This is a genomic window from Oceanobacillus kapialis, assembly GCF_044790185.1.
GTDB lineage: Bacteria > Bacillota > Bacilli > Bacillales > Amphibacillaceae > Oceanobacillus_B > Oceanobacillus_B kapialis.
The window spans coordinates 1,484,259-1,502,525 of the sequence record NZ_CP085256.1; the positions used below are offsets into that span (position 1 = coordinate 1,484,259).

Annotated in this window: 15 protein-coding genes and 1 riboswitch; of the genes, 12 read left to right on the forward strand and 3 right to left on the reverse strand. The window is 40.4% G+C overall.

Going from position 1 to position 18,267, the window contains the following annotated elements:
* The first annotated feature begins 3 nt into the window (after positions 1 to 3).
* The gene (locus tag LG273_RS07845) at positions 4 to 393 is read left to right on the forward strand and encodes a DUF302 domain-containing protein (RefSeq protein ID WP_404459060.1); all 390 of its coding nucleotides are present in this window, start codon (positions 4 to 6) and stop codon (positions 391 to 393) included.
* 78 nt (positions 394 to 471) lie between these two features.
* Here LG273_RS07845 and LG273_RS07850 read toward each other — a convergent pair whose 3' ends face one another.
* The gene (locus LG273_RS07850; RefSeq protein WP_379561193.1) at positions 472 to 1,725 is read right to left on the reverse strand and encodes a DNA polymerase IV; all 1,254 of its coding nucleotides are present in this window, start codon (positions 1,723 to 1,725) and stop codon (positions 472 to 474) included.
* Positions 1,726 to 1,938: 213 nt separating this feature from the next.
* Here LG273_RS07850 and LG273_RS07855 point away from each other — a divergent pair, with 213 nt between their 5' ends.
* From LG273_RS07855 to LG273_RS07880, 6 genes are all read left to right on the forward strand, one after another.
* A complete protein-coding gene (locus LG273_RS07855) occupies positions 1,939 to 2,850 on the forward strand; it encodes a DoxX-like family protein (protein WP_379560864.1) in 912 nt (303 codons plus the stop codon).
* 1 nt (position 2,851) lies between these two features.
* Positions 2,852 to 3,466, forward strand: a complete 615-nt coding sequence (locus tag LG273_RS07860) for a DUF4166 domain-containing protein (protein WP_379560865.1) — start codon at positions 2,852 to 2,854, stop codon at positions 3,464 to 3,466.
* Positions 3,453 to 5,057, forward strand: coding sequence for a YndJ family protein (locus LG273_RS07865; protein ID WP_404459063.1), 1,605 nt, complete (start codon positions 3,453 to 3,455; stop codon positions 5,055 to 5,057). Before LG273_RS07860 ends, LG273_RS07865 begins: the two co-directional genes overlap by 14 nt.
* Before the next feature lie 87 nt (positions 5,058 to 5,144).
* Positions 5,145 to 6,611 (forward strand): D-alanyl-D-alanine carboxypeptidase/D-alanyl-D-alanine-endopeptidase, encoded by a 1,467-nt coding sequence (gene dacB / locus LG273_RS07870; RefSeq protein ID WP_379560868.1) that lies wholly within the window; start codon positions 5,145 to 5,147, stop codon positions 6,609 to 6,611.
* 87 nt (positions 6,612 to 6,698) lie between these two features.
* Positions 6,699 to 6,806: riboswitch (SAM riboswitch) on the forward strand.
* An 84-nt stretch (positions 6,807 to 6,890) separates the two neighbouring features.
* Positions 6,891 to 7,946 (forward strand): LLM class flavin-dependent oxidoreductase, encoded by a 1,056-nt coding sequence (locus tag LG273_RS07875; RefSeq protein ID WP_379560869.1) that lies wholly within the window; start codon positions 6,891 to 6,893, stop codon positions 7,944 to 7,946.
* Positions 7,947 to 7,957: 11 nt separating this feature from the next.
* The gene (locus LG273_RS07880) at positions 7,958 to 8,908 is read left to right on the forward strand and encodes a RimK family alpha-L-glutamate ligase (RefSeq protein ID WP_404459066.1); all 951 of its coding nucleotides are present in this window, start codon (positions 7,958 to 7,960) and stop codon (positions 8,906 to 8,908) included.
* Between the two features lie 60 nt (positions 8,909 to 8,968).
* Here LG273_RS07880 and LG273_RS07885 read toward each other — a convergent pair whose 3' ends face one another.
* On the reverse strand, positions 8,969 to 9,355 hold the full coding sequence (locus LG273_RS07885) for a hypothetical protein (protein WP_404459068.1): 387 nt from the start codon (positions 9,353 to 9,355) through the stop codon (positions 8,969 to 8,971).
* A gap of 198 nt (positions 9,356 to 9,553) precedes the next feature.
* Between LG273_RS07885 and LG273_RS07890 the strand changes: the two genes are divergently transcribed.
* From LG273_RS07890 to LG273_RS07905, 4 genes are all read left to right on the forward strand, one after another.
* Entirely contained in the window at positions 9,554 to 10,414 is an 861-nt protein-coding gene (locus LG273_RS07890) for a manganese catalase family protein (protein ID WP_404459070.1), read from the forward strand.
* A gap of 118 nt (positions 10,415 to 10,532) precedes the next feature.
* Positions 10,533 to 11,942, forward strand: coding sequence for a sodium/glutamate symporter (locus LG273_RS07895; protein WP_379560873.1), 1,410 nt, complete (start codon positions 10,533 to 10,535; stop codon positions 11,940 to 11,942).
* Between the two features lie 53 nt (positions 11,943 to 11,995).
* Complete coding sequence (locus LG273_RS07900) at positions 11,996 to 13,150, forward strand: cation:proton antiporter (RefSeq protein WP_404459499.1); 1,155 nt, start codon at positions 11,996 to 11,998, stop codon at positions 13,148 to 13,150.
* 216 nt (positions 13,151 to 13,366) lie between these two features.
* Complete coding sequence (locus LG273_RS07905) at positions 13,367 to 15,523, forward strand: DNA topoisomerase (protein ID WP_404459072.1); 2,157 nt, start codon at positions 13,367 to 13,369, stop codon at positions 15,521 to 15,523.
* Between the two features lie 49 nt (positions 15,524 to 15,572).
* Here LG273_RS07905 and uraA read toward each other — a convergent pair whose 3' ends face one another.
* Positions 15,573 to 16,862: a uracil permease gene (gene uraA / locus LG273_RS07910; RefSeq protein WP_404459074.1), complete on the reverse strand. Its 1,290-nt coding sequence runs from the start codon at positions 16,860 to 16,862 to the stop codon at positions 15,573 to 15,575.
* A 425-nt stretch (positions 16,863 to 17,287) separates the two neighbouring features.
* Between uraA and LG273_RS07915 the strand changes: the two genes are divergently transcribed.
* The gene (locus LG273_RS07915; RefSeq protein ID WP_404459076.1) at positions 17,288 to 18,082 is read left to right on the forward strand and encodes a hypothetical protein; all 795 of its coding nucleotides are present in this window, start codon (positions 17,288 to 17,290) and stop codon (positions 18,080 to 18,082) included.
* Positions 18,083 to 18,267 lie beyond the last annotated feature (185 nt).

Consider the following 18,267-nt stretch of genomic DNA (forward strand, 5'->3'; position numbering starts at 1 on the left):
ATTGTGTTTCATTATACTGTTGAGACAAATAAATCAATGAAAGAGGCAATAAAATCCCTTGAGACGAATTTGAAGGATGACAAATTTGGAGTGCTTTGGCAGTTCGATATTCAGGAGACCCTCCAGAAGAAAGGCTTTGATTTCAATCAGCCGTATCAGGTACTAGAAGTATGTAATCCGGCTGAAGCCAAACGCGTCCTTTCAGAAAATCAGCTGGTCGGATACTTCCTTCCTTGCAAAATTGTTGTTTATCACGATAAGGAAACTGAAAAAGTTAAAATAGGTATGCCAAAACCTACAGCTTTAATTGAAATGGTAAATGACGAATCATTAAAGGAGTTTACAGCTGATATAGAAAATAGGTTAATAACTTGTATTGATCAATCTGTATAATAACTTAAAAGGTCTTTTGGGAAGAGCGATAGGGATAAAACAGCCTCTATCGCTATATTTTGACTAATATCTGAATTTCTACGCCCTGTGTCCACCAATCTTCTTACTCCGACCAATTGTAATGCCGGCGTTGGTATAGCTAGTGGCACGGAGGATAGCGGTTGTGCCAAATTTATCGCGAATGGCATCCATTGCATAGCCAATATCATTTTTCTTAGAGCGATCTTCAAACAGGTCCAGTTGGGTTGCTCCTTTGTCAAATAGATTATCAAGTGTCACGTAGACATGGCGAATAGTGCTTTTTCCATCATAAAATTTGCGGAAAAGCTGGAGACAAACGCCGTACACATCCATTGTTACGTTTGTTGGAATGCTGACAGATTGGGACCTGGAAAAACCACCACCTGTTTCCTTTGAGTAAGAGATGCCAAGATGAATTGTTTTCCCCACCTTGTTGGCAGTCCGGGCGCGGCGGCACACTTCTTCACATAAATCAAGAATGCAAATTGGTGCCTCTTCTGCGGAATAATCTCTTAACAGGGAGATCCCATGTCCAAAGCCTTTTTGCTCTGTTTTCGTAAAGTTGCCAAACACAGGGCTAAGGTCGATTCCCCATGCATGCCAGTATAATTGCTCTCCCATTACACCAAAGCGTTTTTTTAGCTGGTCAAGACTAAAGCGAGCAATCTGGCCAAGTGTTACGATCCCCATACGATTTAAATTTCGCTTCATTCTGCCGCCAATTCCCCAGATTTTTTCTATAGGGAAGGGCCACAGCTTTTCTTCTACATCTTCATAGCGGCATTCGGCAATGCCAACTTTCTTTGCATGTAAATCCATAACGACCTTTGCAAGAAATTTATTATCGCCAATACCGATAGAACAGGTAATTCCGAAGTTCTCTAATATATCTTCCTTTATTTGTTCCGCAACTTCCCAGCGGTTTCCGAATAATTTTTCCAATCCATTTACGGTTACCCAAACTTCATCAACTGAATATTGGTGGATGGCTTCTTTTGGTACGTACTGATAGAGCAGCTTGGTAATCTCTGATGACATATACAAATAGTCTGCCATATGTGCCTGCACAATGTGCAACTCAGGATCATGTTTTGGTAGTTCAAAGAAACGACTAACATTGCTAATGCCATACTTTTGCTTTAGAGCCGGAGAGGCGGCAAGGACAATACTTCCCGGTCGATCGGGATCCCCAACAACGGCCAGCAGGGCAGTCATAGGATCCAGCTGCCTTTTCACTGCCTCCACACTTGCATAGAAGGAACGCATATCAATACAGAGCACATCATTGCGAGCATATTTGGAGTAGTCCATTTCTTCTTTCACCTCTTGTAGAACATTTGTTCTATTAGTATATGCCAATAGACCTGTTTTTAGCAATGGTAATTTCTCCCCGACAGAAAAAGGATAGTAATTGAGTTTACCCCAGATTCGTTCAACTAACATTTGGTGGGAGAGAGGGCCTCCACTAAAAGAAGTTTCACTTTATGTTATATTTAAAATAAATAGTTTTATTGGGGGGGCATTATGAAACGAAAACCAATCTACGTCGAATTACCAATACATACAGATATAGACGCATTGTGGAAGGCTACACAGCGACCTGACCTTCATGAAAAATGGGATTTGCGGTTTTCTTCCATTACATATTTGCCAAAAAAGGAAGGAGAGCCTCAGCGATTTTCGTATCAAACAAAGATCGGATTTGGACTACGAATTAAAGGCTGGGGCGAAAGTGTGGGGAGCTATCAAGCAAAGGACAATGCAAGGACATCTTCTTTGCATTTTGGCACGGAACAGAAGATCTCGCTTATTCGAGAAGGGAGAGGTTATTGGAAGTACAAGCCAGAAAATGATGGGAACGTTACCTTCCTCACCCAATATAATTATAAAACACGTTTTGGCAAGCTTGGAAGTCTCGTTGATATGCTATTATTTCGCCCGTTAATCGGCTGGGCCACGGCGCTCAGCTTTGATGTTATAAAGCGTTGGCTGGAAAATGGAGAACAGCCATGGGCACAGTATACACGATTTTTTACTCACTGGATCACTGCTATTCTCTTCGCTTTTATCTGGATCTATCATGGTTTAGTGCCAAAGATCATATATCAGCATCCGGCAGAACTGGCAATGTTACAAAAGGTTTTTCCCGTAGATGGCCAAACTGCGATTATACTAGTGATGATAATCGGAGCACTGGAAGTACTATTTGGTTTGGGTTGGCTGTTTTATCGGAAGAAACGCCATCTGTACGTTTTGCAGTTTATCGCTTTCCCCTTTCTAACAATAGGGGCAATTTTTGCTGCTCCAGAGCAGCTCACTGCGCCATTCAATGCACTCACCTTTAATGGTGCATTGCTTATTTTAAGCTGGATCGGCTGGATGGCAACTCAAGGGGTACCAACAGCAAAAAACTGTAAAAGAAAGCAAGGAGATTAACATGGCCGCTTCGATTTACGAACAAATATTAGGTGAAGCGTTTTACCAATTACATCCAAAACTACAACAACGTTATACATTTTTACAGGACCGTCCATTTGAAGCAGGGGGTGTCATGAAACGAATAAAAGGTGTGCCAAAAGGCTTTCTGCCACTTGGCTGGTTAGGTACAAAAAGAAAATTACTTTTTCCGGAGAGAGGAGAAGGGGTTCCTTTTACGTTAAAAAATACACCAAGCGTCGGGAAAGATGGGGAGGCACAAGTACATTGGGAGCGTATTTTTTACTTTGGTAAAACACAACGCTATTTCAATGCTTTGATGCGCTTTAATGCAAAAGAGGCTGTTATCGAGGATTATCTTGGAGAACCACCCATTGTTTATTCAGATTTGGAGCTGGCAGTTGAGCAAGGAGCACTCCTTATCACTTCCAAGCGACAACGCTTGCTGTTGGGGCCAGTTGAGATTCCATTGCCAAGTATCTTTCAAGGGAAAGCCACTGTCAAAGAAGCATACATAGAGGAAGAAGAGGCTTACGCGATTAGCGTACAAGTGAAAAACCCGCTAATTGGGACTGTTTTCGCGTATGAGGGGGTGTTTCATCATGATGACCTTTAATAAAATAGCAATTGGCATGATTGGGTTATTTTTAATTCTTACTGTTTTCGGCACAGGGCCGTGGTATTATTTATTGCTAAGTATAGCTCAATTAGTATTCGTGCCACTAACCCTTCACTTGATAGGCAAAAAGGAACAAGGATTTTTTCGTATTCTAAGGTACGCAGCCATTGCTGGACTCATAGCTGTTTTTCTACTTGAAATGACACAGCGCACCCATTGGGATGCGGTCCTTGCACTTTTTTATTTAGCTTTTACTGTGCTTGTAGCCTGCTATGGGGCCAAACGGCTATTACAGCGCGGCTTTGCCAGATTTGAAGAATTTATGATTGATATAGGTTGTATGTACCTGGCAATTGGAGGGGCTTGGTATTTCGCTAGTGTTGTACAAATGGAAACTGGCTTTTCGCCAATTTTGACATGGCTTACTGGCATCCATTTTCATTATGCCTCCTTCTTGTTACCCGTTTTTGCAGGTTTTTTAGGAAGGTTAAAGCAAAACCGTTTTTATAAAATGGCTGGGATCGCTATTTTATTGGCACCCATTCTTGTAGCGGTCGGTATTTCCTTTGCAGTCATGCTCGAGTTTCTTGGTGTAATCCTTTATATGATCGGGATCTACAGTTTGATCATCTTAGCATGGAAAACTAGCTTTTCCCGCCCGTTACAAGCATGGCTCGTCAGGCTGTCCTTTTCTGCATTGGGAATATCCATTTTGTTCTCCCTATGCTACGCCTTTGGTAATATGACAGGTATGTTTTATGTCACCATTGACTTTATGCTCCGGTTCCATGGTGTGATGAATGGGGTACTGTTTGCAATGGCCGGGCTAATTGGTTGGATGATCAATTGCCCGGATGCACATGCGGGTCACCGATCTTTTCCGGTCAGTTGGATAAGGGGAGAGCGAGTTATTGGAGAAAAAATACTAGCTGACACAAAAACAGAACATACATACAATGGACTAGTGGACTCCATGCACATCTACGAACCACAAATTGAAGGAGAGAAACTACCAAATTCGGTAATTGATTTCTATGAAAACACCAATGAGTACAGACTTTTTTCGCAAGTGAAATGGCACGGATGGTTTAAGCCTTTTGCTTGGATTTATCAACATATTAGTAAGCGGATGAGACAGCTTAATCTTCCATTCTCTGCTAAAGAAGTGGAGATGACAGGAAAAATCACCAGCGTTAGCGAAACCGTTGATGGGCGAACAAAACCACGGGCATGGCTGCGAAAGGTGAACGAAGAGACAGTATTTGTTGCGATTTATTCTTTCCATGAAGGGGAGGGCCGTACCTACATGAATATTGCCCTCCCTCTTCCGGGCTCTACGATGATGGGAATTCTTGCTTTGCAAAATAAGCATGGAAACCTGCAACTAACAAGTAAACAACAAAAAGATGCACCACAAGCAGGAATCTATTTGGCTGTTGGCAGACAGGTGATAAAGCTTCCTCTAGAGGAAACGTTTGTGGTGGGGGAAGAACAGGATAGTAGTTTGAGAGCGACACATAAGATGCACATTTTCTCGATACCGTTTTTAACTATCGACTATCGGATTGTTCATAAGGTCGTTGGGTAAACATTTTACTTGTAACAAGGATTTCCATCTTATTTTGTGGAAATACTGGATAGGGCCTGATTAATAAAACGTAAGAGGTGCTTACATATGACGATAACAAGAAATGTCAGCCGTGTATGGATGCTCTTGCTCATCTTTTGCTTAGCTGCTTCAGTGCCCAAAGAAAAAAGCGTACATGCGATAGAGGAGCGAGGGACAATGAAACAGCGATTGGATAATATAATAGAAACAGAACCACTGTTGGATGGGGCATTAGTTGGTTTAAGTGTGCGGGATACTAAAACTGGCAAGCTTTTATATGAAAACCTAGGGGATACAAGGCTTCGTCCAGCATCCAATATGAAACTTTTAACAGCAACGGCAGCCTTAGAGGTTCTTGGAAAAGACTACACCTTTTCCACCGAAATAAAGACGGACGGCGTAAAAAAAGATGGACAGATAGAAGGAAATCTTTACCTTGTTGGAAAAGGGGACCCGACATTGACACCAAAAGATTTTGCCCATTTTGCAGCGCAACTTCAAGACTTGGGAGTGACACATATCAAGGGAGATCTTATTGGAGATGATACTTGGTATGATGACGTGCGTCTTTCTCCAGATTTGATTTGGAGTGACGAATCGTTTCATTACGGTGCGCAAATTTCAGCACTGACTGCATCACCTGACGCGGACTATGATGCGGGAAGTGTTACGCTTCAGATAAAACCAGGAATAGAGTCAGGGGACAAGCCAATCGTAACCGTGTCACCCGACACCAATTATATAACAATACATAATCGAGCAGAGACAAGTCCCAATAATGCGGAAGAGGATTTAACAGTGGAGCGAGAACATGGATCAAATGAAATCACGCTTACAGGCACCGTTCCAGCTGGGGCAGAGGCGATGAAGGAACATATGGCAGTATGGGACCCGACGAGATATGCGATGGCCCTTTTTCAGGATGCGCTTCAAACAAAAGGAATTACTTGGTCTGGTGAAATGACGGTTGGCAAAGCACCTAAAGAAAGTTCCTTGCTTTTTCAACATAACTCTATTCCATTAAAAGAATTGCTTGTACCCTTTATGAAATTGAGCAACAACGTGCATGGTGAAGTGCTCGTTAAGGAAATGGGAAAGCATAAACGCAGGGAAGGAAGTTGGGAAAAAGGGCTTGAGGTTATGCAAGAGGAACTCGAGAATCTTGGGTTAGACGGTAGTACCTTATTGATTCGAGATGGATCAGGAATTTCCCATGTCAATCTCATTCCGGCAAACGAACTGAGTAAACTACTATTTATCGTACAGGAAAAGTCATGGTTTCCAGCCTTCAAAAACGCACTCCCTGTTGCAGGAGAGCCAGACAAAATGGTTGGAGGGACATTACGGAATCGATTGCAGGATGTTCAGGTTGAAGCGAAAACTGGGACAATTTTTGGGGTGACAACCCTATCTGGTTATTTGCAGACCCTGTCAGGGGAAGATTATATTTTTTCTATTATGATTAATAATGTGCTTGATGAGGAAGCTGCAAAAGATGTAGAGGATCGAATTGTAAGGGAAATCGCGGAATAATATAACTCGCAAATTTCCTGCATGATAATTAATTGACAGTTCCAACATTTTGCGCTAATCTATTAAGTACCAATTAAATAACGATGTTTCTTATCCAGAGAGGTGGAGGGATATGGCCCTTTGAAGCCTCGGCAACAGGTCTGTTTAGTCAGATACTGTGCCAATTCCACCAGGCAATTGCTTGGAAGATAAGAGGAGAAAGTTCTATTCGAAATTCAAACTCTTTTCTTCGGGAAAGAGTTTTTTTAATTTCAATTTTGGGGGATAGGAGTGGGGGAAATGAAATATGGATTTTGGTTACCGATTTTTGGAGGCTGGTTGCGAAATGTTGAGGATGAAAAAATGCCACCTACCTTTGATTATGCAAAAAAAGTGATTCAGTCCGCAGAGAAATGGGGCTATGACACGACGTTAATTGCAGAGCTTTATTTAAATGATATTAAAGGTACAGAGAAAGACTCGATTGAAGCATGGTCCACGGCAGCAGCACTGGCAGCTGTCACCGAGAAAATTGAGATCATGACTGCAGTGCGTCCCGTTTTTCATAATCCGGCAGTAACTGCTAAGATGGCTGCTAATATTGATCACATTAGTAATGGTCGATTCACACTTAACGTCGTATCAGGCTGGTGGGCAGAGGAAGCGAAACAGTATGGAGCAGAGTTTACAGAACATGATGCGCGCTATGAGCGAACAGAAGAATTTTTAGAAGTGTTGAAAGGTCTATGGACAGAAGAAACCTTTTCGTATAAAGGAAAGTTTTACGACATTGAAAATACGAAGCTTTCTCCTAAACCAGTACAAAGGCCAAATCCTGTATTGTATGCTGGCGGTGAGAGTGAGAAAGGGAAAGAAGTCATTTCCACATACTGTGATGCCTATGTGATGCATGGCCATACCGTGGAGGAAGCACGTGAGAAAATTAACGGCATGAAAGAGCGGAGAAAGCAAGCAGGGAAAGAGCCGTTACAGTCATTTGGCATGGCTGCATATGTCATTTGTAGAGAAACAGAGGAAGAGGCTTTGGAAGAGCTTAAGCGAATTACCACCGTGAAGGAATCGGATGCGTATGCTGGCTTTGAAGACTTTACAACAAAGTCACAGTTGGAGCAGCAAGTGAAGTTACAAGATTATTCGGTATCAAACAGAGGACTACGGCCAAATCTTGTTGGAACTCCAGAGCAAATAGCAGAGCGGATTGTAGCTTATGAAGAAGCTGGGGTAGATCTTTTACTACTACAGTGTTCCCCGCAACTGGAAGAACTCGAAAATATTGCGAAAAATGTAATGCCAAAGGTAGAAGCGTTAAAAGAAGCATTGGTAAATAACGGTTAGGAGATGAAATCATGACAAAATTATATGTGATTCACGAAAATGAAGAATGGACAACACATTTATTTAAACGACTTGAGGAATTAGATGTTCCTTACGAAGATTGGCTTTTATCAAGTGGAACAGTGGATTTAACTGCTGTTCCACCAGAAGGAATCTTCTATAACCGAATGAGCGCATCCTCTCATACGAGGGGAAATCGTTTCTCTCCGGAATTAACAAGTGCTGTATTATTCTGGCTTGAGCACCATGGTAGAACAGTAATAAATGGCAGTAGAGCATTAGAGCTTGAGCTTAGTAAAGTAAAACAATATTTGGAGCTTGAAAGGTTTGGTGTTCGTACACCAAAAACCACCGCGGCTGTAGGCAGGGAACAACTGATCAAAGCAGCTGAAAGTTTTGCAGGAAAGTCATTTATTACAAAGCATAACCGAGCAGGAAAAGGGCTAGGTGTCCAATTATTCCAATCAGTTGAGGCATTGAAGGAATATGTGAAAAGCGAGACCTTTGAAGAGCCAGTCGACGGGGTGACATTAATTCAAGAGTATATTAAGTCACCAGAATCTTATATTACGAGATGTGAGTTTGTAGGAGGAGAATTTGTATACGCGGTTAGAGTGGATACATCAGAAGGGTTTGAACTTTGCCCGGCAGATGCATGCACAATTGAAGATTTATTCTGCCCTGCAGAAGAACAAGAAACCCCTGCTAAATTTCAAGTCAGAGAGGGTTTTACGCACCCAGTTTTAGAAAAATACAAAAAAGTACTAACAGCTAATAATATCCAAATAGCTGGTATAGAATTTATCGAAGACGAAGATGGAACCATTTATACGTATGATATTAATACGAATACAAATTATAATTCAGATGCAGAAGCTGCATATGGCACGTACGGAATGTTGGAGGTAGCGAAGTTTTTAGGGAACAAATTAAGTTCTGAGTATCCAACTGTTTTATCATAGGTTTTGTTATAACGCTCCACTTTTCATTGGGAAAGTGGAGCGTTTTTTTGGTCAGTTCTTCTACTTAGGTGGGAGGAGTTTAATCAACCATGGAAGCTCTCCAATCAACCGGGGAAGGAGTTTAATCAACCAGGGAAGCTCTCCAATCAACCGGGGAAGGAGTTCAATCAACCAGGGAAGCTCTCCAATCAACCGGGGAAGGAGTTCAATCAACCAGGCGAGCTCTCCAATCAACCGAGGGAGGAGTTTAATCGACCAGGGAAGTTCTCCAATCAACCGGGGAAGGAGTTTAATCGACCAGGGAAGTTCTCCAATCAACCGGGGAAGGAGTTTAATCGACCAGGGAAGTTCTCCAATCAACCGGGGAAGCTCTCCAATCAACCAAGGAAGCTCTCCAATCGACCCAAGAAACTCACATCCAATCAAAAGTGAAAATGCTCCGACCAATAGGGTCCCTCTCACAATCAATAGCAAAACGCATTAAATCAATCGCCCGCCCACATTAGAATAGTAAATTCAGACACCGAACGACCCTTAAAGCATTACAATCTCACAAATTTTAAGGAACAATGGCCTAGCTGTCTGCATACCTTCTAAAAGGGGTGGATATTTGCCTATTGTCAATTTAAAAAGGATGTGAGTGGATTGTTTTATCACGTGAAGGATTTACAGTATCATGCCAAGCCTGATCGTCCGGATCCTGTCTTTGCTAAAAAGTTACAAGAAGTCCTAGGCGGCCAATATGGTGAAATCTCGGTTATGATGCAATACTTATTCCAAGGTTGGAACGTAAGAGGAAACGGAAAGTACAAGGATTTATTGATGGATATTGGAACAGAGGAAATTGCTCACGTAGAAATGCTAGCAACGTTAATTGCACGTCTTCTGGATAACACGCCAGATCTAGAGTTAGATGACGCAGTGGATGACCCCGTTGTAGCTGCAATTCTAGGTGGATCCAATCCACAGCATGTTATTGTTTCAGGATTGGGAGCCATGCCTGTAGATAGCGTTGGGAATCGCTGGACAGCTAATTATATTGGGGCTAGTGGTAACTTGATTGCAGATTTCCGAGCAAATTTAATGGCAGAGTCAATGGGGAGGTTGCAGGTCTCGCGTTTATACGAGATGACAAATGATAAAGGTGTTAGGGACACTTTATCTTGGCTAATCGCACGGGATACTGCACACCAAAACCAATGGTATGCTGCGATCAGAGAACTAGAAGAGAAAGAAAACATCGTTGTTCCAAGTACCTTTCCACGTGAGTTGGAAAAACAGCAGGTTGCTTATACATTATTTAACTTCTCACAAGGTGATGCAAGTGCTGAAGGCAGATGGGCACATGGTCCGAGTATGGATGGCTGTGGCACTTTTAATTACGTTGACAGACCAGTTGCATTTGCTCCAGCCCCACACCTTCCACCAGCACCTCCTTATATATTTAACACTCCACCATGGGCCATGCGTAAGTCAGATGACCTGCCAGATCCTGATACAAAATAGATTTTCCTTAAGAAACTCTCTGTATAGTGACAGAGAGTTTTTCTTTTTAAGTTGCGTTTGATTAAATTTTATAGCGGGAAAAAACTATTATCTTAGTAAAATTAAAGGAGTAATAATTATGACACCAAACCAAATTGGTTTTACGCTGTTGTATCTGGCTTTCTTCCTGCTAGTAGGTAAGTTGATTCGCATGCGTGTAAAATGGCTACAGAATTTATTTTTACCCTCGTCGATTATTGGTGGTTTTCTGGCATTACTTCTAGGTCCGGAAGTTTTAGGGAGATTACTTGGTAACTTTACTGGAGAGGATTCTTTCTGGGCGAACGGAATTATGACAGAAGAAGTAATGCAGGTTTGGGGGGCCTTACCTGGGTTAATGATTAATATTGTGTTCGCAACATTGTTCCTTGGTGCTACGATTCCCTCCTTATCAAAAATCTGGAACTACGGCGGTCCTCAGTTGGCATTCGGTTGGACAATAGGATGGGGGCAGTATGTTTTTGGGATACTACTTACGATACTGGTGTTAACGCCATTTTTCGATATTCCGCCAATGGCCGGTGCATTGATTGAAGTGGCCTTTGAAGGCGGACATGGTACGGCTGCTGGCATGGCAAGTACCTTTGAAGATCTTGGATTTTCTGAGGCTTATGACTTAGCAATAGGCCTTGCAACAGTCGGAGTACTTTCTGGTGTCATTATTGGTATCATTCTTATTAACTGGGCCGTGCGGAGAAGTAAAACGAAGATCATTAAAGATGTTGAGAGTTTTTCTAGCTTACGTAAAAAAGGAATAATGGAGTTTCAAAATAGAGAACCTGCAGCTAATATGACAGTAAGACCAGAATCCATTGAACCACTTTCCCTCCACTTTGCAATGGTTGGATTAGCTATACTTGTTGGTTGGTTAATACTTCAAGGTTTAATTGGATTAGAAAGTGTAACGTGGGGCGCTGCAACAAACTCTGAGTTTATGACGTATATTCCCTTATTCCCATTAGCAATGATTGGTGGAATCATCATCCAGGTTATCTTTAACAAATTTGACCATACCGAAATTTTGGACCGGAGGATGGTAAACCGAATTCAAGGATTCTCACTTGATATTTTAATCCTGACAGCTATAGGTACAGTATCGCTTGATGTGATAGGAGAATACATTGTGCCATTTTTATTATTGGCACTTGTAGGTATTATTTGGAATGTTGTAGGATTTCTAATTTTAGCACCACGGATAATCCCGTCATACTGGTTTGAACGGGGGATCGGTGACTTTGGACAATCGATGGGGATTACAGCGACTGGTTTACTGTTAATGCGTGTTGCGGACCCCGACGGAGATTCGCCAGCTTTTGAAGGCTTTGGGTATAAACAACTTGTTTATGAACCATTCTTGGGAGGAGGGCTTGTGACAGCTTTATCTGTACCATTAATCGCTCAATTTGGTGCAATTCCGGTGCTTATTATTTCGCTTGTAATGTGTCTTCTAGGCGCATTAGTGGGCTTATTCTATTTTGGTAAGAAATAAACAAGAAAGGTCCTGATACTATTCATACACATCAACTACTACTCTTATTATTAATAGGATATATCATTTATTCCATAGATAAAAAACAAAATTATTTCCCGGTTCCGGTTATTCTCGTATTAATAGGGATTGTCCTTTCATTTATTCCATATTTTAGCGATATAACGATTTCAAAAGAGACTATATTTATGATTTTTCTGCCAGCACTTCTTTTCACCTCTGCTTATCAATTCCCTTTAAAGCCGTTACGCACAAACAAATGGGTGATTGGAAGTCTCGGTACAGGTGGGCTCCTCTTAACGATGGCCCTACTTGGGTTAAGTATCTATTTTGTAGGTAACTTGTTTATCTCTCTATCACTTGTGGGTGCCTTTTTGGTAGCTTCTATATTAACACCAACAGACCCTGTTTCCGTTGTGAATATATTGAAAAAGTCATCAAGCGATCAGCGTATTGCCGATATTGTGGAAGGGGAATCTTTAATCAATGATGGTACAAGTATTGTCTTATTTACAGTGTTTCTTGAAATGTACCTAAATAGTAGCAAATTTTCAATCGGTGGCTTTATTTCTGAATTTCTTTTTGTCTCGATTGGTGGCGTAGCTCTCGGGGCAGCTTTTGGCTGGTTAATGAGCAAGCTTGTCCATTTTACGCACCACAAGGAATACCAGATTATGTTAAGTATCATTGTAGCATATGGCAGCTTTTATATTGGTGAAGGGATTGGAGTTTCAGGTGTTTTATCAACTGTAACTGCAGGCTTGATGTTATCCTTTGAATTTGGCAAAAATATAAAAGAAGCCCATTTCCGCAGCTCTCTTAATGGGTTCTGGGGAATTATAGAACCAAGCCTACTTGCTGTTTTATTTTTAATGATTGGCATACAATCAGCAAACTATCTATTATTTAACGGGTGGTTGCTTGCCGTTCTTATATTTATAGCATCTTTAGTTGTGCGTTATATTGTGCTTCTAACGACCTTTAAAGGAGTACCAAAATGGAGAAAGCAATTCTCTGTAAATGATGCCACTTTAATAACCTGGACAGGAATAAAAGGGACTATGTCCGTGGCACTGCTAATGGGATTGGAGTCGGCGACTGATAATGGAAGTAGTATGATTATCTCCTTAACATTCGCCGCAATAATGCTCTCTCTTATCATACAAAGCATTGGTGTCTATCCGCTTACACAAAAACTTAGCAAATAAATTCATTAGCCGGAAGAAAATTTTAACCAATTAAAGAAGTTGGTTTTAATTTCTTCCGGTTTTTTGCACAATGAATTGCAGTTAGGGAACAATAGTTCTATAATGGTTATATGTTAGATAATCATTGTAGGCCCCCCTTATAAATAGATTTGTAATATAATAGCTTTATCCTCGTATCTCCCCACTGTCATACCATTCCAATTTTGAAAGGTGATTATGTTGAAATTAATTCTTACAGAAAAACCATCTGTTGCAAAAAACATTGCAGATGCCTTAAAGGTGAAGACAAAAAAAGACGGCTTCTATGAAGGTAGTGATTACCTAATTACCTGGGCGTTCGGCCATCTAGTAGAGCTTTATGATGCAAAAGATTACGATAGCAAAATGGCACGTTGGAAAATGGAAAATTTCCCCTTTATCCCACCTCAATTAAAGTATAAAGTGAAGAGTAACCCACGAAACAGAAGCCAAACGGATGGTGGTGCTGCCAAGCAACTAAAAACCATTCATCAGTTGATGAAACGAAATGACGTAAAAGCAATCATCTCTGCCTGTGATTATGATCGGGAAGGCCAACTCATTGGAGATAGTATTATATATCGAGGTAAGAAACCAGATAAAGCTGTTTACCGTTTGCTTTTAAACGAATGGACACCAGCAGAAGTTTTGCAAGGACTAGAGGAAGTCAAACACAATGAAACGATGAAGTCATTAAGAGATGCTGGGATTAGTCGTCAATGGGCTGACTGGATGATCGGAATTAACCTTACATCTGTAGCAACCTTAAAATATCAAAAAGGGAAAGGGAAGGCACTGAATATCGGGCGTGTGCTGCTACCTACCTTGAAAATTATTTACGACCGTGATAAAGAGATAGAAACCTTTGTTCCAGAAGACTATTTTAAGCTGATAGCGACATTTCACACTGCAGAAGGTAAAGAATATACTGGGACATATATAAAAGCTAAGCAAGAGAAATTTAAAGAACGAACTATACTTGATGAAATCCAGCAGGTTATAAGAGGCAAACAGGGAAGTATTACAGGTAAACAGGTCGAAAAGAAAAAAGAATTTCCCCCATTCTTGTTTAATCTATCAAGCTTGCAAGGATATATTACCAATAAATTTAATGGTTGGACTTCTGATAAAGTATTGAAAGTGGCCCAAACCCTATACGAGAAAAAGTATATTACGTATCCACGTACATCAAGTATTGCACTAGAAGAAAGTTTAACAGGAAAAATGAAAAAGGTACTGGAAAATCATATAAAAGATCTTCCCTATAAAGATGAAGTAACGTTTCGTAAAACAAAACGTGTTTTTAATAATGCCAAAGTGGAAAGTCACAGCGCAATTACACCAACCTATCTTTTACCTAAGAGGCTCACATCAGATGAGCGTATCGTATATATGGCGATAAAAAACCGATTTATCATGCAGTTTATGCCAATAGCTGAATATGAAGAGACAATACTCGAGACGACCATTATCGAGATAGATGGTAAGTTTCATACAAAAGGCAAAATCCAGCTCATCGAAGGGTGGAAAAAGGTTGAGAACATTGCTTCCAAAGATACCTTGTTACCTGCTGTAGAGCAAGGAGACCCTGTATCGGTCGCTGAATCAGAGGTTACCAAGCATATAACAAAGCCACCAAAACACCATACAGAGCGGACCTTACTACGAGTGATGGAAACATGTGGGAAACAAAAAAAAGAAGAATCAGAGGATAGAGAAGCGGATGTAATGGCCGTTTTAGATGGGTTTAGTATCGGGACAGCAGCCACAAGAGCAGACACGATAAAAAAACTAAAAGACGTTGGCTATATTACGACGCAAAAGAAAAACCTGATGTGTACCAAGCTAGGAAGAACGCTTGTTGAGACTTTTCCTGTGAAGCAATTGTTTGATCTGGAATTTACGGGGCGTTTGGAAAAATCTTTAGCGGATATACAAAAAGGTAATGGAAGTAAACAGGAATTTCTTAAGGTAATTTCACAGTTCACTACAGAGTCTGTTGAACAGATTAAAGCAGATAAAAGTGAAATTATTAATGAAGTTAGCCCGGCAAAATCTTCAAATGAAGTGCTTGGCAAATGCCCGGAATGCGGAGGCACTGTTACAGAAGGGTATATGGGATTTGCTTGTAGTAAGTATAAAAAAGGCTGTAGCTTTATGGTCTGGAAAAATGATAAATTTTTAGCCACAATGCGAAAAAAACCGACTAAAACATTAGTGAAAAATCTATTAACCAAGAAACGAGCGTTCGTAAAAGGTCTAACCAGTAAAAAAGGTAAGAAATTTAATGCTTACCTTACTTATGAGAAAGATACAGAAAAGGGATATTATAGCTGGAAAATGGATTTTAAATAGGGAAAAAACAAGCAGGCTAATCATAAGCCTGCTTGTTTCATGTCTATTTCTATTTTTCTTCATTAGATAGGTTGAAAGTCTCCAACAACTTAAAGAATATTCCTAGTACAATTGCTACGATCGTTGCAAGTCCCATTCCTTTTAGGGCAACTTCGCCAATTTGAATGGTTGCACCACTAATTCCAATTACTAACACCACACATGTTAGAATCAGGTTAGTTGAACGATTGTAATCTACTTTCGCTTCTACTAACATCCGAATTCCACTTGCTGCAATAATACCGAATAATAAGAGGGAGATCCCGCCCATAACGGCAGAAGGGATGGAAGAAATCAACGCCGCAAGTTTCCCAACAAAGGATAGAACGACTGCGATAACAGCAGCTCCTCCAATAATCCAGGTCGAATAAACACGTGTTATCGCAAGCACACCAATGTTTTCCCCATATGTCGTATTAGGTGTGGAACCAAAGAAGCTAGAAATAATTGTAGATATACCATTCCCTGCTAAGGAACGATCAAGGCCGGGGTCTTTCGCTAGATCTTTTTTCACAATATTACTTGTAACAAACAAATGGCCAATGTGCTCTGGAACAAGAACTAGTGCTGCAGGAAGAATTATGAGTATGGCAGACCAGTCAAACTTCATTTGGTAAAAGTCAGGCATGGAAATCCAAGCAGCTTCCTTTACAGCAGTAAAATCAACTAAGCCGAAGAAATACGCAATAATATATCCTGCAATAATTCCAATTAATATTGGTATGATTTTTAGAAAACCACGTAGTGTAACCCAACAAACGATTGTGATAGCAAGTGTTAATAATGCAACCAATGCGACGTCTGTGTCCATTGTCCAATTTGCTCCGGCATCAGTTGGTGCGATCCATCCTGCCATCTCAGCTGCCGTCGGTACGAGTTCCAGGCCGATAACCGCTACAATTGCGCCCATTGCTGCTGGTGGAAAAATAACATCAATCCAACCGATCCCTACCATCTTCACAATAAAGCCGACAATGGTTAGAATGATACCGACTGCTAAGAAACCACCTAGTGCATAGCTATACCCCTCTCCACCTGCATAATTGCCTAAGACGACTGCAACAGGTGAAAGGAAGGCAAAACTTGATCCTAAATAAGCTGGAATTTTTCCTTTTGTGATAAATAGGTAAATTAATGTACCAATACCGTTCATTAATAAAATGGTAGCTGGATTAATTCCAAACAATACAGGAACAAGTACGGTTGAGCCAAACATAGCAAATAAGTGCTGAATGCTTAATGGTAAGCTTTTTAAAACTGGCAGACGTTCATTTACCTTAATTTCACGATAGTTAGCCATCGTTTTTCCCCCTTCAAGTAACGGGTTACCTAGAAAACAAGAAAACACCTTGCCTTTAGATGGCAAGGTGTTTTATGGAATGAACAAAACCGCAGTGTATACGTATATGCAGGTTTTGTTCTAATAACAGACCAAATCTGTTTCCACCTTGCCAGCCTCACGGGACTGGATTAAAGGTAACCGTATAAGTTTATCTTTTTTATTTTTACAGTAAATCTAGTTAATTGTCAATCTTTTTTTAAAAGACTATGCATTTCAATAAAAGATCTTACCACCTTTTTAAGACCAAAGCATATAAAGCAGAAATTTCTAACGTTTTTGGAAGAAATCATTGGAAATAATAGGACAATATGCTTACAATAGTAGGAGGATTTAACGTTCGTGTTTATTTGACATCAATTTACATACCGTAAGGGAGAGGTTTTGTGAAAAACAAAAAATTACTTGTCATTAATTTGCTGACACTAACAGCGTTTGTTGCTGTAGTGATAGCAGGGGTTTATCATGCAGAACATAAAAAGAGTGAATTTGGCAAAGAAGAGGAAGTTGAGGAAAAGGATACTGAGACGGAAAAAAAAGAGAAAGAAAAGGTAGACAAAGAGGAAAAAGAAAAACTTACGATCACACCAGTAGTGAGTGATGAACAAACAGAAAAGAGAACGACTGTAGCAGGTGAGCTATTACGTCAAAATAGCTCAGATTTTATTCAAGCAATGAATGACGCGGATCTGTTTGCTGAAGCTCCAGAGGATGAAATAATAGGAGAAGAAGTGGAAGAACAACCTAATGAAGATGGTACGGCCACCACGACTTCTGTGGCGACTGGTACTAGTACAACTAATCACCAACAAACCACCTCTACTCATGAAAAAAGTTCAAATATAGGTAATGATGATAAAAAGACATCTACAACGAGTGATGGCGGGGATAAGAAAGAAACGAAACCATCTAATGATAGCAAAACAGACAAACCAAATACTAAACCGGACTCGCCTGAAGACCCAAATTCAAAACCATCAAAACCGAAACATGAACCACCAGATCAAACGGAGGAACAAAAAGAAACAACAAAACCTACAAATCCAAAAGACCCGGAACCTCCCGAGGATGACGGACCTAAAGATTCAACAAAACCAGGGGAAACGCAAGAACCAAAAGATCCTGAACCAACGGAACCACCCGAAGATGATGGTCCTTTAAAAAAAGATGATAAAGAGTAATATAGAAGCAATAATAACTTATATCAAAACGTTCAGTAATCTTATACGCGTCACTGATTATTAGCCTATTTAAAAAATCTTTGCTATTATAGAGGTATTATATAAAAAGGTTTAAGCGAAATAGGATTAAATTCTAGCAATTCATTTATTTTTTCTCAACGCTTTTACTTTTGTATTATAGATTT

Coding starts and splice junctions, on each gene's coding strand:
- LG273_RS07865 (WP_404459063.1), top strand. CDS start 3,453: ATGATGACCTTTAATAAAATAGCAATTGGCATGATTGGGTTATTTTTA.
- LG273_RS07860 (WP_379560865.1), top strand. CDS start 2,852: ATGGCCGCTTCGATTTACGAACAAATATTAGGTGAAGCGTTTTACCAA.
- LG273_RS07905 (WP_404459072.1), top strand. CDS start 13,367: ATGTTGAAATTAATTCTTACAGAAAAACCATCTGTTGCAAAAAACATT.
- LG273_RS07850 (WP_379561193.1), bottom strand. CDS start 1,725: ATGGACTACTCCAAATATGCTCGCAATGATGTGCTCTGTATTGATATG.
- dacB (WP_379560868.1), top strand. CDS start 5,145: ATGACGATAACAAGAAATGTCAGCCGTGTATGGATGCTCTTGCTCATC.
- LG273_RS07895 (WP_379560873.1), top strand. CDS start 10,533: ATGACACCAAACCAAATTGGTTTTACGCTGTTGTATCTGGCTTTCTTC.
- uraA (WP_404459074.1), bottom strand. CDS start 16,862: ATGGCTAACTATCGTGAAATTAAGGTAAATGAACGTCTGCCAGTTTTA.
- LG273_RS07875 (WP_379560869.1), top strand. CDS start 6,891: ATGAAATATGGATTTTGGTTACCGATTTTTGGAGGCTGGTTGCGAAAT.
- LG273_RS07880 (WP_404459066.1), top strand. CDS start 7,958: ATGACAAAATTATATGTGATTCACGAAAATGAAGAATGGACAACACAT.
- LG273_RS07855 (WP_379560864.1), top strand. CDS start 1,939: ATGAAACGAAAACCAATCTACGTCGAATTACCAATACATACAGATATA.